Below are 13162 nucleotides of genomic sequence, written 5' to 3' on the forward strand. Positions count from 1 at the left end.
TTAAGCGAGGTTCCGGGCCGCATCGGCCACGGCGGCGCGGATGCGCACGTAGGTGCCGCAGCGGCAGATGTTGCCGGCCATGGCCGAATCGATCTCGTCCACGCTCGGCTGCTTGCCCTTGGGCAGCGACTTCAGGAACGCGGTCGCGCTCATGATCTGGCCGCTCTGGCAATAGCCGCACTGCGCGACGTCATGCTTGACCCACGCGGCGTGCACGGATGCGCCGACGGGGTCGCTGCCATCGGTGGCGGCTTCGATGGTGGTGATCTTCTTGCCCTCTGCGGCGGAAATCGGCGTGATGCACGAGCGGATCGCCTGGCCGTCCAGGTGCACGGTGCAGGCGCCGCACAGCGCGGCGCCGCAGCCGAACTTGGTGCCGGTCATGCCCAGCGTGTCGCGCAGGGCCCAGAGGATGGGGGTGCCGGGATCGGCATCGACCGTGTGGTCACGGCCATTGACGTGGAGCGCAGTCATCTTCTTTTTCTCCGTGGGTGGGTGAGTTGGATGGGATCTATCTCTGTCTCTCTGTTTACTTGGCGCCGTCGAGCAGCCACTGCGCGAGCGCCTGCAGGTCGGCATCGGGGACCTGGGCCTGCGGGGGCATCGGCATCGCGCCCCATTTGCCCGAGCTGCCGGCCTTGATGCTGGCGGCGAGCTGCGCGGCCGTGCCCTTGCCGTCGCCGTACTTCGCGCCGATGTCCTTCCACGACGGGCCCACCACCTTGGTGGCGGGCTGGTGGCAGGCGACGCATGAATACTTCTGTGCCAGCGCCAGGCTCGCGCCGGCGTGCAGGGGCCACATGGCGCTCGCGCCAAGCCCCAGGACCATGGCCAGGGAGGCGACGAGAGAGCGCGGCTGGTTTCGCGGGGAGTGGTTCGTTTCTGTTTTCATCGTGGCTTCGTGAGAAAGAGAGTTGTCTGAATCAACGGATGGCTCTCGGCGCATGACACCGCACGCACGCAGGCACATCGCGGGCCAGTGTCGGGGGAAGACCCGTCCGCCGTTTGCCCAATCCGCGCGTGTTCTTGCCTGAAACAACGAAACTGCACCGAAAACGCGTGGCGCACGAGATGCGCCAGCTAGACTTTTTCGCTGGAGTCATTCGAAAGGATTCAGATGGAAGCGGCACAGCCGGCGAGGCAAACGGAAGGATCGGGCGTCCTTGGCGACCTGACCCGGGCGGTCGCACGAATTGCGCAAAGCGACGGCGACTGCCTCACGGCCATTCCCGAGCTCTCGCTGCACCGCCGCAGCGCCACGACCGATCCGATGCATTGCCTCTACGGCTTCGGCGTGGGCATCACCGTGAGCGGACAGAAGCGCGTGGCGCTCGGCGAGGAGGTGTTCGATTTTTCGGCGGGCCAATCGCTGCTGACGACCGCCGACCTGCCCGTGGTGACGCATATCACCCACGCGAGCCCCGCGCAGCCTTTCATGGGCCTCATGCTCCGGCTCGACCCGCGCACCGTGGTGCAGGTGGCCACCGAAATGGCCTTGCCGCCGCCGGGCAAGGACTCCAGCTACCGCGCCATGTCGCTCGGCGCCCTCGATACGACGCTGCTGGGCGCGGTGACGCGGCTCGTCGAACTGCTCGAGGAGCCCCTGCTGCTGCCGCAACTCGCGCCGCTCTTGCAGCGCGAAATCCTCGTGCGGCTGCTGGCCGGACGCCATGGCCCGCAGTTGCAGCGCCTCGTGGCGGTCGGCTCGCCGAGCCAGCAGGTGGTGCAGAGCATGGCCTGGCTCAAGATGAATTTCACGCAGCCCGTGCTGGCGGACGACCTGGCCGCCTCCGTGCACATGAGCCCCTCGACCTTCAGGCAGCACTTTCGTGCCGTGGCGGGCATGAGCCCGATGCAGTACCTGAAGCAGTTGCGCCTGCAGGAGGCGCGGCAGCTGATGCTGAACCAGGGCATCGACGCCGGCACCGCGGGCGTACGCGTGGGCTACGAGAGCGCCTCGCAGTTCAGCCGCGAATACGCGCGGCTGTTCGGGGCGCCGCCGCTGCGCGACATCCGGCGGATGCGCGAAACGACTTGAGCCGCCGGGGCCGATTCGCCCCGTACGCCAGGCCGGCACGCGCCATTTGCTACCCTCGGCGCACCATGTTTCCCCGTTCCGCACCGGCCGCCGAGGCCCCAACTCCGGCTCCTTCGGCATCGCCTGCCGCTGCGCTTCCCGATTCGCCCCGCTACGTGGCGCTCGCAGGCCCCACCGCATCGGGCAAGACGGCCGCCGCGCTGGCGCTCGCGCGGGTGCAGCCGGTGGAAATCATCTCGGTCGATTCCGCGCTGGTCTACCGCGGCATGGACATCGGCACGGCCAAGCCCACCGCGGCCGAGCAGGCCGCCGTGCCGCACCACCTGATCGACATCCTCGATGCGCGCGAAAGCTACAGCGCCGCCGCCTTCGTGGCCGATGCGACGCGGCTCATCGACGAGATTCGCGCGCGCGGCGCATTGCCGCTGCTGGTGGGCGGCACGATGTTGTATTTCAAGGCGCTGTTCGATGGCATCGACGCCATGCCCGCAGCCGACGCCACGGTGCGCGCGCGCATCGACGCGCAAGCCGCCGCGTTGGGCTGGCCCGCGATGCATGCACGGCTCGCCGAGGTCGACCCCGTGACAGCCGCGCGCCTCGCCCCGCAAGACAGCCAGCGCATCCAGCGCGCGCTCGAAGTGTGGGAGAGCAGCGGCCAGCCGCTCTCCAGCTTTCACGCCAGCGACAACAAGACCGCGAAGGCCGTGGACGGCGGTGTGCTCTTCTCGCTCGAACCCAATGACCGCGCCTGGCTGCATGCGCGCATCGCCGATCGCTTCGACGCGATGCTCGCCGCGGGCTTTCTCGATGAGGTGAAGGCGCTGCGCGCGCGCGGCGATCTCTCGACCGAACTGCCTTCGATGCGCTGCGTCGGCTACCGGCAGGCGTGGGAAATGCTCGACGCCTGCGGCACCGCCGCACCCGACGCCAGGGCCATGCAAGACCTGCGCGAGCGCGGCATCGCCGCCACGCGCCAACTCGCCAAGCGGCAGATCACCTGGCTGCGCAGCATGCCGCAGCGCACCGTGATCGCCTGCGACGCGCCCGACGCGGTGCAGACCGCTGTCCAACTGATTTCAAAGACCACCCAAGCCGGATGACGCTGCGCATTTCCAACCTCGGCAAGCATTACGGTGAAGCGCCGGTCTTCGAGCACGTGACGCTGGAAGTCCAGCCCGGCGAGTTCGTCGCCATCGTGGGCGAATCGGGCGTCGGCAAGTCGACGCTGCTCAACTGCATGGCCGGGCTCGACAGCTGGGACCAGGGCACGGTGACGCACGACGGCACCGACATCGGCGCGCTCGACGGCGAAGCCTGCGCGCTCTGGCGTCGCAAGCACGTCGGCTTCGTGTTCCAGGCCTTCCACGTTCTGCCGCACCTGGACGTGGCGCAGAACGTGTCGCTGCCGCTGATGCTGCTGGGCGAGAAGAAAAAAGACGACGGCCGCGTCGCGCACATGCTCGATGCGGTCGGACTGCCCGGCATGGGTGCGCGGCTGCCGCAGACGCTCTCGGGCGGCCAGTTGCAGCGCGTGGCGATTGCACGCGCGCTGGTGCACCGGCCCGCCCTGCTGCTCGCCGACGAGCCCACCGGCAACCTCGACCCGACCACGGCGGCGAAGGTGATGGAACTGCTGGTCGGCCAGACACGCGAGCACGGCGCCTCGCTGGTGCTGGTGACGCATTCTGAAAGCGCGGCCGCCCGTGCGGATCGCCTGCTGCATCTGACGGCAGCAGGCATCCGCGCCTGAAAGCGGCCTACGCGAGCAGCGCTGCGTAGCGCGACAGATCGACGTTGCCGCCGCTGATCACGATGCCCACGCGCTGGCCCGCGATAGCCTTGCCCGCCGCAATGGCGCCCGCGAACGCGAGGCAACCCGTCGGCTCCACCACCATCTTCATGCGCTCGGCGAAGAAGCGCATCGCCTCGACGAGCTGATCGTCGGTCACGGTGAAGATGTCGTTCACATCGCGCTGGATGATCCCGAACGTGTACTGGCCCAGGTGCTGCGTCTGCGCGCCATCGGCGATGGTCTTGGGCGTTTCGATGTGCACGATCTTCCCGCTGCGGAACGACTGCTGCCCGTCGTTGCCCGCCTCGGGCTCCACGCCGTAGATCCTGCAATCGGGCGACAGCGCACGCGCCGACAGCGCCGAACCCGACAGCAGCCCGCCGCCGCCAAGACACACGAACAGGTGATCGAGCGGCCCGGTCTCCTCGATCAGTTCCTTCACCGCCGTGCCCTGCCCCGAGAGCACGTCCGAGTGGTCGTACGGCGGAATCATCGTCATGCCGCGCTCCTGCGCGAGCTGCTTCGTCACCGCCTCGCGGTCTTCGGTGAAGCGGTCGTACATCACCACTTCGGCGCCGTAGCCCTTCGTGGCCGCGACCTTGGCGGCGGGCGCGTCCTTGGGCATGACGATCACGGCAGGCATCGACAGGAGCCGCGCCGACAACGCGATGGCCTGCGCATGGTTGCCCGACGAAAAGGCGATCACGCCGCCCTTGCGCTGCGCCGCATCGAACCTGGAGAGCGCGTTGAACGCACCGCGGAACTTGAACGCGCCCATGCGCTGGAAGTTCTCGCACTTGAAGAAGAACTGCGCGCCCCAGCGCGCGTTGGCGGTGGTCGATTGCAGCACCGGCGTGCGGTGGGCATGGCCTTCGAGCCGCGCGGCCGCGGCGGTGACGTCGTCGTAGGTAGGGAGTTGCATGGGTCGAGCTTAGCGAAGGCTTACGTTCTTTTGCAGCCCTCGTCGGTAAAAACCCGGTATGTACGTCGGCCCGGAAATTCGTACTCTGTATACAGAGTTCAAAGAAAGCCGCCCATGCCCGCCCAGCTCGTCAGCATCGAAGTCGCCCCGGACCTCGTCGACCAGGTCTACCGCGCCCTGCTCGGCGCCATCAGCAGCGGCTCGCTCGCACCGGGCGAACGCATCACGCAGGAAGACATCGCGCAGCGCCTCTCGGTGTCGCGCCAGCCGGTGCTGCAGGCGCTTCGCCTTTTGAAGAAAGACGGCTTCGTGCACGACGCGCCCGGCCGCGGCGTGCTGGTGGCGCCGCTCGATGCCGAGGGCATGCGCCAGATTTACCAGGTGCGCGGCGTGCTCGACGTGCTGGCCGCGCGGCTCGCCGCGCAGCAGCGTTTTCGCATCGACCCCAAGCTCATCGAACGCGGCCGGCGTGCGGCGCGCGGGCGCAATGTCGAAGCCATGATCGATGCCGACGTGGCCTTTCACCGCGCCATCTACGACGCCTCGGGCAATCCGCTGATCGGCCAGAGCGCCGACCCGCACTGGCGCCACCTGCGCCGCGCGATGGGTGCGGTGCTCCAGGCCGAGCCCCAGCGCGAGTCGCTGTGGGACGAGCACGAAGCCATCGCCAACGCAATTGCCGCAGGCAATGCCGACCGCGCCGCGCGTTTGAGCGAAGAGCATGTCGCACAGGCCAGCGAAGCACTGGCCCGGCGCCTCACCGAACAGCAGGCCCGCAACGCACCCACCCGCATCCACAAAGGAGACAAGGCATGAAGCTGCCCCCCGAGCAACGCGCGCAATTCGAGCGCGACGGCTACCTGTTCTTCCCCGGCCATTTCTCGCCCGAAGAAACGAAGGCACTGACCGATGCCGTGCCCGATCTCTACAGCAAGCGCGAAGCCTTCAACGTGCGCGAGAAAGGCTCGGACGCCGTGCGCACGAACTTCGCCGCGCATCTCATCAGCGAGCCCTTCGCCAAGCTCGCGCGCCACCCGCGCATGGTCGGCCCGGTGATGGACCTCTTCGAGGAAGAGGTCTACATGCACCAGTTCAAGATCAACGGAAAGATGGCCTTCGAAGGCCAGGTGTGGCAGTGGCACCAGGACTATGGCACCTGGCTCAACGACGACCTGATGCCGACCGAGCGCGCGATGAACGTCGCGATCTTTCTGGATGACGTGAACGAGCACAACGGCCCGCTGATGTTCATTCCGGGCAGCCACCGCAAGGGCGTGGTCGATGCCAAGCACGACCTCACGACCACCAGCTACCCGCTCTGGACCGTGGACAACGACCTGATCGCGCAACTGGTCGAGCGCGCCGGCGGCAAGGATGGCGGCATCGTCTCTCCCAAGGGGCCGGCCGGTTCGATGATCCTCTTCCACAGCTGCCTTGTGCATGCCTCGGGCAGCAACCTCTCGCCCTTCAACCGCGTGGCGGTGTACCTGAGCCTGTGCGCCGTCAGCAACCACATCCGCCGCCACAAGCGGCCCGAGTACATCGCGCATCGCGACTTCACGCCCATCGAAATGCTGCCCGACGACTGTCTGCGGAAGCCCTACCCCGTGGACCTGCCATGGAAGAACGGCCTGCCCGAAAGCGCGCTGAAGACCTCGCTCGAAGTGCTGGACACCGCGGAGGCCTGACCCCATGAGCCTTCACACCCGCCTGCAGCAGCGCGCCGCCGAAGGCCGCCCCATCCGCATCGGCCTGATCGGCGCCGGCAAGTTCGGCTCGATGTACCTCGCGCAGATTCCGCGCACGCCCGGCGTGCAATTGGTGGCGATTGCCGACCTCTCGCCCGATGCGGCGCGCGTCAACCTCGGGCGCGTCGGCTGGAAGCCCGAGCGCACCGCCGCGGGCTCGGTGCAGGAGGCCCTGAAGACCGGCAACACCTGGATCACCGACGATTGGCAGGCCGTGACGCGCGAGCCCGCCATCGACATCGTGGTCGAGTGCACCGGCCACCCGGTCGCCGCCGTCGATCACTGCCTCGATGCCTTCGCGCACGGCAAGCACGTGGTCAACGTGACGGTCGAGGCCGACGCCTTCTGCGGCCCGCTGCTGGCGCACAAGGCGCAGCAGGCGGGCGTGATCTATTCGCTGGCTTTCGGCGACCAGCCCGCGCTCATCTGCGACCTGGTCGACTGGGCGCGCACCTGCGGTTTTCCGGTGGTGGCGGCCGGGCGCGGCCACAAGTGGCTGCCGCACTTCACCGAATCGACGCCCGAGACCGTGTGGGGCAACTACGGCCTCACGCCCGAGCAGGCGCTGCGCGGCGGGCTCAACCCGAAGATGTTCAACAGTTTTCTCGACGGCTCCAAGCCGTCGATAGAAAGCTCGGCGGTGGCCAACGCCACCGGGCTCACCGTGCCGTCGGACGGCCTCCTCTACCCGCCCGCGAGCGTGGAAGACATTCCCTTCGTCACCCGCCCCAAGAGCGAAGGCGGCGTGCTGGAACGCAAGGGCATGGTCGAGGTGATCTCCTCGCTCGAAGCCGACGGCCGAAAAATCCCCTACGACATCCGCATGGGCGTGTGGGTCACCGTCGAGGCCGAGACCGACTACATCAAGAACTGCTTCGAGGAATACAACGCCCACACCGACCCGAGCGGGCGCTACTTCACGCTCTACAAGCGCTGGCATCTCATCGGCCTGGAGGTCGGCATGTCGGTCGCCAGCGTCGCGCTGCGGGGCGAAGCCACCGGCGTGGCCACCTGCTGGAACGCCGATGTCGTCGCCACCGCCAAGCGCGACCTCGCCGCGGGCGAGATGCTCGATGGCGAAGGCGGCTACACCGTGTGGGGCAAGCTCTTGCCGGCCGAGCGGTCGCTGCGACTGGGCGGCCTGCCCCTCGGGTTGGCGCACAACGTCAAGCTCGTGCGCCCCGTGAAGAAGGGCCAGAGCCTGAGCTGGGCCGACGTGGCGATCGACACCTCGACCGCGGCCTACAAGCTGCGCAGCGAGATGGAAAACATGTTCTCGGCGTCCGTCCGAACGAAGGCAGCCTAAAGGCGTACCAGCCAAAAGACGTAGGTAGCGCAACCGTTGCGCCAAACGGCAATCACGTAAAAAATAATCTGCGCGACACGGACCTTTCGTGTCGAAATGACCGGCTGCGGGCCGTCATTGTGGTGAGCGATCTTGCTCAGCAAGCTTTTCCTTCACGGAGAGACACCATGCAGTACATGTTGATGTTCTATCAGCCCGCGGCCGAATTCGAACAGCGCGAAGGCGCGTCCTCAGAGGCCTATCGGTCCAGCTGGGTCGCGTACGCCGACGCGGTGCGCCAGTCGGGCGTTGCCCTCGGCGGCCACGGCCTCTTTCCGCCCATGACCGGCACTACGCTGCGCGTGCGCGGCGACAAGCGCCAGGTGCAGGACGGTCCCTTCGCCGACACCAAGGAACAGCTCGGCGGCTACTTCGTGGTCGACGTGCCCGACCTCGACGCCGCGCTGGAATGGGCCGCACGCGCGCCCTGCGCTTCCAGCGGGGGCGTGGAGGTGCGGCCCGTCTTCACGGCCACGGCAGCCACATCGTGAACGACCCGGCGGCTCCTCAGGCCGCCGAAAAGGCGGCGCGCGAGTCGTACGGCCGGCTGCTGGCGATCCTGTCGGCGCGCACGCACGACATCGCCGCCTCCGAAGACGCGCTCGCCGACGCCTTCGCGCGCGCGCTCGAACGCTGGCCGTCCGACGGCGTTCCGGCGCAGCCCGATGCCTGGCTCCTGAGCGTGGCACGGCACCGCAAGCTGGACGCCTGGCGCCACAGCCGCGTGCAGGACCAGGCCACCCAGACCCTGCTGCTGCTGGCCGGCGAAATGGACGAGGCCAGCGCCGAAGGCACCGCCGTGCCCGACGAGCGGCTGCGCCTGCTCTTCGTCTGCGCGCACCCCGCCATCGACGCGGCGGCCCGCGCGCCGCTGATGCTGCAGACCGTGCTCGGCCTGGACGCGGCGCGCATGGCCGGCGCCTTTCTCACCGCGCCCTCCACGCTCGGCCAGCGGCTGGTGCGGGCCAAGGCGCGCATCCGGGCAGCGGGCATTCCCTTCGAATACCCGCAAGCGCGCGACCTGCCGCAGCGGCTGCAGGACGTGCTCGACGGCATCTATGCCGCCTACGGCACCGGCTGGGACGACGTCGACGGCGCCGATGCGCTGCCGCGCGGCCTCACGTCCGAAGCCATCGACCTCGGCCGCATCCTCTGCCGCCTGATGCCCAACGAGGCCGAGCCGCTGGGCCTGCTCGCGCTGATGCTCTTCTGCGAAAGCCGCGCCGCGGCCCGGCGCAGCGAGACCGGCGCCTACGTGCCGCTCGACCAGCAGGACACCCTGCGCTGGGACCCCGACCTGCTCGCGGAGGCCGAGCGGTGCCTGCGGCTGGCGTCGGAGATGAAGTCCCTCGGCGCCTATCAGTTGGAGGCGGCCATCCAGTCGGCCCATTGCGAGCGCCGCGTGGGCGCGCCGGTGGCGCCAGAGGTGCTGGTGTCGTTGTATGAAGGCCTGCTGGCCCTGCGGCCCAGCATCGGTGCGCAAGTGAGCCGCGCCTGCGCGCTTGCGAATGCGCGCGGGCCCGAGATCGGGTTGCGCGCGCTCGAAGCCATTCCTTCGGACGAAGTGGCGAGCTACCAGCCGTACTGGGCAGCCCGCGCGCACCTGCTCGCGGCCGGCGGTGCGCGTGCCGCCGCGCGGCAGGCCTATGACCGCGCGATCGGGTTGAGTGCGAACGCCGCGGTGCGCAGCTATCTGGGTGCGATGGCCGACCGGCTTTGAAGAAGACTCAGCAGAGTCTTATCCGGCGCATCGCACCGCACGCGAGCTCAAGCGGCGGGTGCATCCCAGAATTTGAACCAGCTGAGGATCGTGCCAACAATGTTGGCAGGGTTGAACGCCTCCCCGGGTGCTCCAACCTCCTTGAGCACCGGGAGGCTCGCCAGGCTCTGGGTACTTATAAGGTTGTTCAGGAAGAAACCCACGTCGCCGTAGAACTCGGGAGCGACCCGCCCACCGTCGTCGCGCAGGTTCGCCGGACGCCAGATGTCGGTGCCGGCGAACGTGAGCGCCGTTGTCACATGGCTGCCCACGATCACATAGCGCGACCAGGGCATGTAGTACCCGTAGTTGGGAAGCGGGCCGAGTTCGGCGCGCACGAGGTCCAATTCCTTGGTGAAGAGCTTCATCTTCGCCTCGCGGAAAGCGCTGCCTGTCAGGCCAACGACTTCGGCGTTCTGCCCTCCGGCGAAGGCGAAGCTGGAGATGATCTGGTCCTGCTGGAAGGTACTCAGGCCGAAACGGTCTTCGGCATACCGCTTGGAAAGCAGCCTGTTGAGGTTGCCCGTGTCGCCGCCACGGCTCTTGAGAAGTTCGAGCTTCTCGCCGGTGGCCTTCTCCCAGCGGGCGACCAGCCCCTTGGCCTGCTCCGCGTATTCCGGATGTCCCGGCGTCTGCGCATCGGCAACGGTGGGCTGCTGGAACCATCCCCACGCATGGGTGACCTTCTGCCAGAACTTCACCGCAGGCGTCTTGTCGAGGTCGCTCGCCAGGATTTCTTCACCAGCCTTGTAGACCGGCGCCGGAAGGAGCGTGCCGGAGTCGCTGAACATCGCAACCCGCGTCTTGCCGCCTGCCAGGGCCTCCCGAATCATCGGGTAGTTGGCCAGCGTCGAGTAGCCACCGGCGCTGGCACCGTAGACCAACAACTGCTGGATCGACTTCCTGCTCGACAGACTCTCGGCAAATTTGTTCTTGCGCAGGAACTCCATCGCGGCGCGCACGTTGTTCAGGCCGTTGAAGTTGACCTTCTTGCTGTTCTGCGAATTGCTCGGGTCCTCGAAAACCCTGAAGCTCGCGCCCGAGTTGACGTCACCGGTGCAGTATGGAAACACCAGCTGGGTCCATCGCTGCGTTTCCGGCCGCGAAGTGAGCTTCAGAAAATTCCACCAGCTTCGGTCTTCCAGCGTGCCCGTGCCTCGCTTGAAGAAAAAGGCCGCGGCCGCATTCACCAGCGGGGTGTTGCCATCCAGCACCGGAGACGTGAGGTTGAGCGTGGTCGTGGTCGCGATGCCGTTGCCCTGGAGGTAGCCAGAAGGCAGCCCGTCGGGATTGGATGCCCCGAGCTTGGCGTCCGGCTTGCACGAATCGAAGTCCCAGCATGCACCGCCGCCTTCGAAGTCGATCAGCACCTTGTCGCGCATGCTGGCCTCGGACGCGATCCTGTAGTACATGCGATAGGGCGTTCCGTTCATGCAGGAGGCGCCCGAGCTGGCCGGGAAGGTGTACTCCACCCAGGTGTCCAGATCGGCGGTCCATACCGGGCCGGCCGCGGGCACGATGGTCTGCCCCCTCTTGGAGCTGGACTGGAGCCCTGCGTTGTACTTGGCTGTCGACTCGTCGATGAATGCCTGCGCATCGGCCCTGCTGTTCTGGGCCGGCGGGGTTGCGGCCGGTGCCGCGCCCGCCGCGGCCATCGAGAGCATGAAGGCCAGCGCCGCCGCGAGCCTCCAGAGTGTTTGTGTTCGATGCATGGCTGTGTGTCTCCTGCGTTGTGGATAGGGGTCGAATCGGTCGGATGGATCGAAATCAGTAGTGGCGCTGACGTATCTCGAGATCGCGCTGCGCCATGGCCGCTTGCCGCGCCTCGGGGTCCTGCACGGAGGACTGCACCTCGCTGACCATCCGGTCGCGTTCTTGCGCATAGCTCTGGAAGCGCGATTCGGTGATGGGCTCGGGCCCCACGACCTGCTTGACATAGGCCTGCAGCGAAGCCGTCATCCGCTTCGTGAGTTCGTCGCGGACCACCGGGTCCGCCTCGCCGATCTCAAGCAGTGCACGGGTGGTCGCCAGCGCCTCGCGCGGAAGAATCTCGCCCTTGGCCACATGCTCGGGCAACTGGTGCAGGACCTCGTACGACTCCTGCCGCCGCTCATCGTCGCTCAGGGTCGGGAGCACTTCGGCGAGAACGTTCATCCGGTCGCGAAAGCGCGCCAGCTTGACGAGGCGATCGACCTCGTCTTCAACGCTCTTGCCGCTGGTGGCCAGGTCGCTCCTCAGCTGGTCGATGTCGAGGCCGCGCTCCATGGGGCCAGCTGACATGAGATAGGGCGATGCGCCCGGAGCGAACGGCTTGTACGCGGCCGCCCGCGGTGCCAACACGACGCCGCCCTGCGCTGTTGCTTGCGCACCCGCCGATGCGGCGCCATTGCTCTGCGCTGCCGAGGTTGCCTGCGCATTGCCCTGGTCGGCAAACAGCAGCCAGAGCACTGCAACGACGGTCACGATGCCAACACCCGCGATCAGCTTGCCGCCAGTCGGAAAACGAAATTTCATGCGATGTCTCACTTGTCTCCAGTTGCGCTTGGGTGCCTCTCGGGGCACGCGTGGAGACTAGTCAGCAAGACATGCGCTGACTTGTACGAAGGTGCTGAATTGAGGCCCGGCCGATCCAGCCACCCCCCGGGGCGGCCTCTGTCCGCTAGACCGTGCCGACCAGGGATCGCCAGGCGTCCGGCGTGTGCCCGTCCATGACCAGCTTCACTTGTCGCGCCACGAACGAAGGCTGCAGGCCGAACGAATCGCGGAAGGTGCGGCTCATGTGCGCCGCATCCGAGAAGCCGCTGGCCAGCGCAATGTGCGTCAGCGGCTGGCCGTCGGCCAGTTGCACGCTGGAGCGCCGCACCTTGCTCCACAGCAGGTAGCGCTTGACCGACAACCCCACCTGCTCGCGGAACAAATGACTCAGGCGGCCGCCCGACAGGCAGGCCATCGCGGACAGGTCTTCGCGCTGCAGCAGGCTCGGGTGCGTGCGGATCAGCAGCAACAGGCGCTCGATGCGCGGATCCATCAACTTCGAGAATGCGGCCGACTCGGTGACCGCGTCCACCATGCGGTGGGTGAGCGACCGGAGCTGTGCATCGCAGAGCACGCCGTGCAGTGCCGGCTCGAAGCCCTCGCGCAAGCCACCGAAGACATGCGCGTCGAGCGGCACGATGCTGCGCCCGCCCATCCACGCCGAGACGATGCGGTAGGTGCTCGACACCGGATCGAGATTGATCGAGATGAGTCCGCAGCCTTCGGCCTCGAGCCGGCGCGGAACATCCGGCGCCACCACCGCGGCTGTGCAGTGCGCGCGCGTGCCGTCGCGCGCCTCCAGGGTGAATGGATGTCCGCTGATCGAGGCCAGCAACGTCAGCGCCGGACGGGCGGTCAACCCCGACTGGATACCCGGCGTGATGTAGATGAAGCCGTCATCCCACAGGTGCAGCAGGCTCTGCTCACTCATTGCACGAACGCCTTGCACGGCTCGCGCGAATCCGAAGACCGGAAGATTCCGTGCAATTGCATTCCATGGGTAGGCCTGTCTCTTGTTGTTTC

At 67.4% G+C, this 13162-nt stretch carries 14 protein-coding genes; 8 read left to right on the forward strand and 6 right to left on the reverse strand.

Translation table 11 applies throughout. The annotated features are described in order from the left end of the window. Nucleotides 1-474 carry a (2Fe-2S)-binding protein gene (locus J2W23_RS08325; protein WP_176656484.1) on the reverse strand — a complete coding sequence of 158 codons (474 nt, stop codon included), beginning with the start codon at nt 472-474 and terminating at the stop codon, nt 1-3. A 55-nt stretch (nt 475-529) separates the two neighbouring features. Then, a complete protein-coding gene (locus tag J2W23_RS08330; RefSeq protein ID WP_307648365.1) occupies nt 530-892 on the reverse strand; it encodes a c-type cytochrome in 363 nt (120 codons plus the stop codon). 225 nt (nt 893-1117) lie between these two features. On the opposite strand from J2W23_RS08330, the gene J2W23_RS08335 reads away from it, so the two are divergent. From J2W23_RS08335 to J2W23_RS08345, 3 genes are all read left to right on the forward strand, one after another. Further along, nucleotides 1118-2038, forward strand: a complete 921-nt coding sequence (locus tag J2W23_RS08335) for an AraC family transcriptional regulator (RefSeq protein WP_176656482.1) — start codon at nt 1118-1120, stop codon at nt 2036-2038. A gap of 65 nt (nt 2039-2103) precedes the next feature. Beyond that, nucleotides 2104-3138, forward strand: coding sequence for a tRNA (adenosine(37)-N6)-dimethylallyltransferase MiaA (gene miaA / locus J2W23_RS08340; protein WP_307648367.1), 1035 nt, complete (start codon nt 2104-2106; stop codon nt 3136-3138). Beyond that, complete coding sequence (locus J2W23_RS08345) at nt 3135-3788, forward strand: ABC transporter ATP-binding protein (RefSeq protein WP_307648368.1); 654 nt, start codon at nt 3135-3137, stop codon at nt 3786-3788. The genes miaA and J2W23_RS08345 overlap by 4 nt, the downstream gene beginning before the upstream one ends. A 7-nt stretch (nt 3789-3795) precedes the next feature. Here the strand turns inward: J2W23_RS08345 and J2W23_RS08350 are convergent, their stop codons facing one another. After that, a complete protein-coding gene (locus J2W23_RS08350; protein WP_307648369.1) occupies nt 3796-4752 on the reverse strand; it encodes a threo-3-hydroxy-L-aspartate ammonia-lyase in 957 nt (318 codons plus the stop codon). A 114-nt stretch (nt 4753-4866) separates the two neighbouring features. On the opposite strand from J2W23_RS08350, the gene J2W23_RS08355 reads away from it, so the two are divergent. The 5 genes from J2W23_RS08355 to J2W23_RS08375 all read left to right on the forward strand — a co-directional run bounded on the left by J2W23_RS08355 (nt 4867) and on the right by J2W23_RS08375 (nt 9565). Continuing rightward, nucleotides 4867-5568: a GntR family transcriptional regulator gene (locus J2W23_RS08355; protein ID WP_307648370.1), complete on the forward strand. Its 702-nt coding sequence runs from the start codon at nt 4867-4869 to the stop codon at nt 5566-5568. Beyond that, complete coding sequence (locus J2W23_RS08360) at nt 5565-6440, forward strand: phytanoyl-CoA dioxygenase family protein (protein ID WP_307648371.1); 876 nt, start codon at nt 5565-5567, stop codon at nt 6438-6440. The genes J2W23_RS08355 and J2W23_RS08360 overlap by 4 nt, the downstream gene beginning before the upstream one ends. A gap of 4 nt (nt 6441-6444) precedes the next feature. Next, entirely contained in the window at nt 6445-7806 is a 1362-nt protein-coding gene (locus tag J2W23_RS08365) for an NAD(P)H-dependent oxidoreductase (RefSeq protein ID WP_307648372.1), read from the forward strand. 167 nt (nt 7807-7973) lie between these two features. After that, nucleotides 7974-8336, forward strand: a complete 363-nt coding sequence (locus tag J2W23_RS08370; RefSeq protein WP_307648373.1) for a YciI family protein — start codon at nt 7974-7976, stop codon at nt 8334-8336. Beyond that, the gene (locus J2W23_RS08375; RefSeq protein ID WP_307648374.1) at nt 8333-9565 is read left to right on the forward strand and encodes an RNA polymerase sigma factor; all 1233 of its coding nucleotides are present in this window, start codon (nt 8333-8335) and stop codon (nt 9563-9565) included. Before J2W23_RS08370 ends, J2W23_RS08375 begins: the two co-directional genes overlap by 4 nt. A gap of 47 nt (nt 9566-9612) precedes the next feature. On the opposite strand, the gene J2W23_RS08380 is transcribed toward J2W23_RS08375, so the two are convergent. The 3 genes from J2W23_RS08380 to J2W23_RS08390 all read right to left on the reverse strand — a co-directional run bounded on the left by J2W23_RS08380 (nt 9613) and on the right by J2W23_RS08390 (nt 13070). Further along, entirely contained in the window at nt 9613-11316 is a 1704-nt protein-coding gene (locus J2W23_RS08380) for a pectin acetylesterase-family hydrolase (protein WP_307648375.1), read from the reverse strand. A gap of 55 nt (nt 11317-11371) precedes the next feature. Continuing rightward, the gene (locus J2W23_RS08385; RefSeq protein WP_307648377.1) at nt 11372-12118 is read right to left on the reverse strand and encodes a hypothetical protein; all 747 of its coding nucleotides are present in this window, start codon (nt 12116-12118) and stop codon (nt 11372-11374) included. Nucleotides 12119-12263: 145 nt separating this feature from the next. Next, the gene (locus tag J2W23_RS08390; RefSeq protein ID WP_307648378.1) at nt 12264-13070 is read right to left on the reverse strand and encodes a helix-turn-helix domain-containing protein; all 807 of its coding nucleotides are present in this window, start codon (nt 13068-13070) and stop codon (nt 12264-12266) included. Between the last annotated feature and the right edge of the window lie 92 nt (nt 13071-13162).

The sequence above is a fragment of the Variovorax boronicumulans genome (assembly GCF_030812215.1).
Classification (GTDB): Bacteria; Pseudomonadota; Gammaproteobacteria; order Burkholderiales; family Burkholderiaceae_C; genus Variovorax; species Variovorax boronicumulans_C.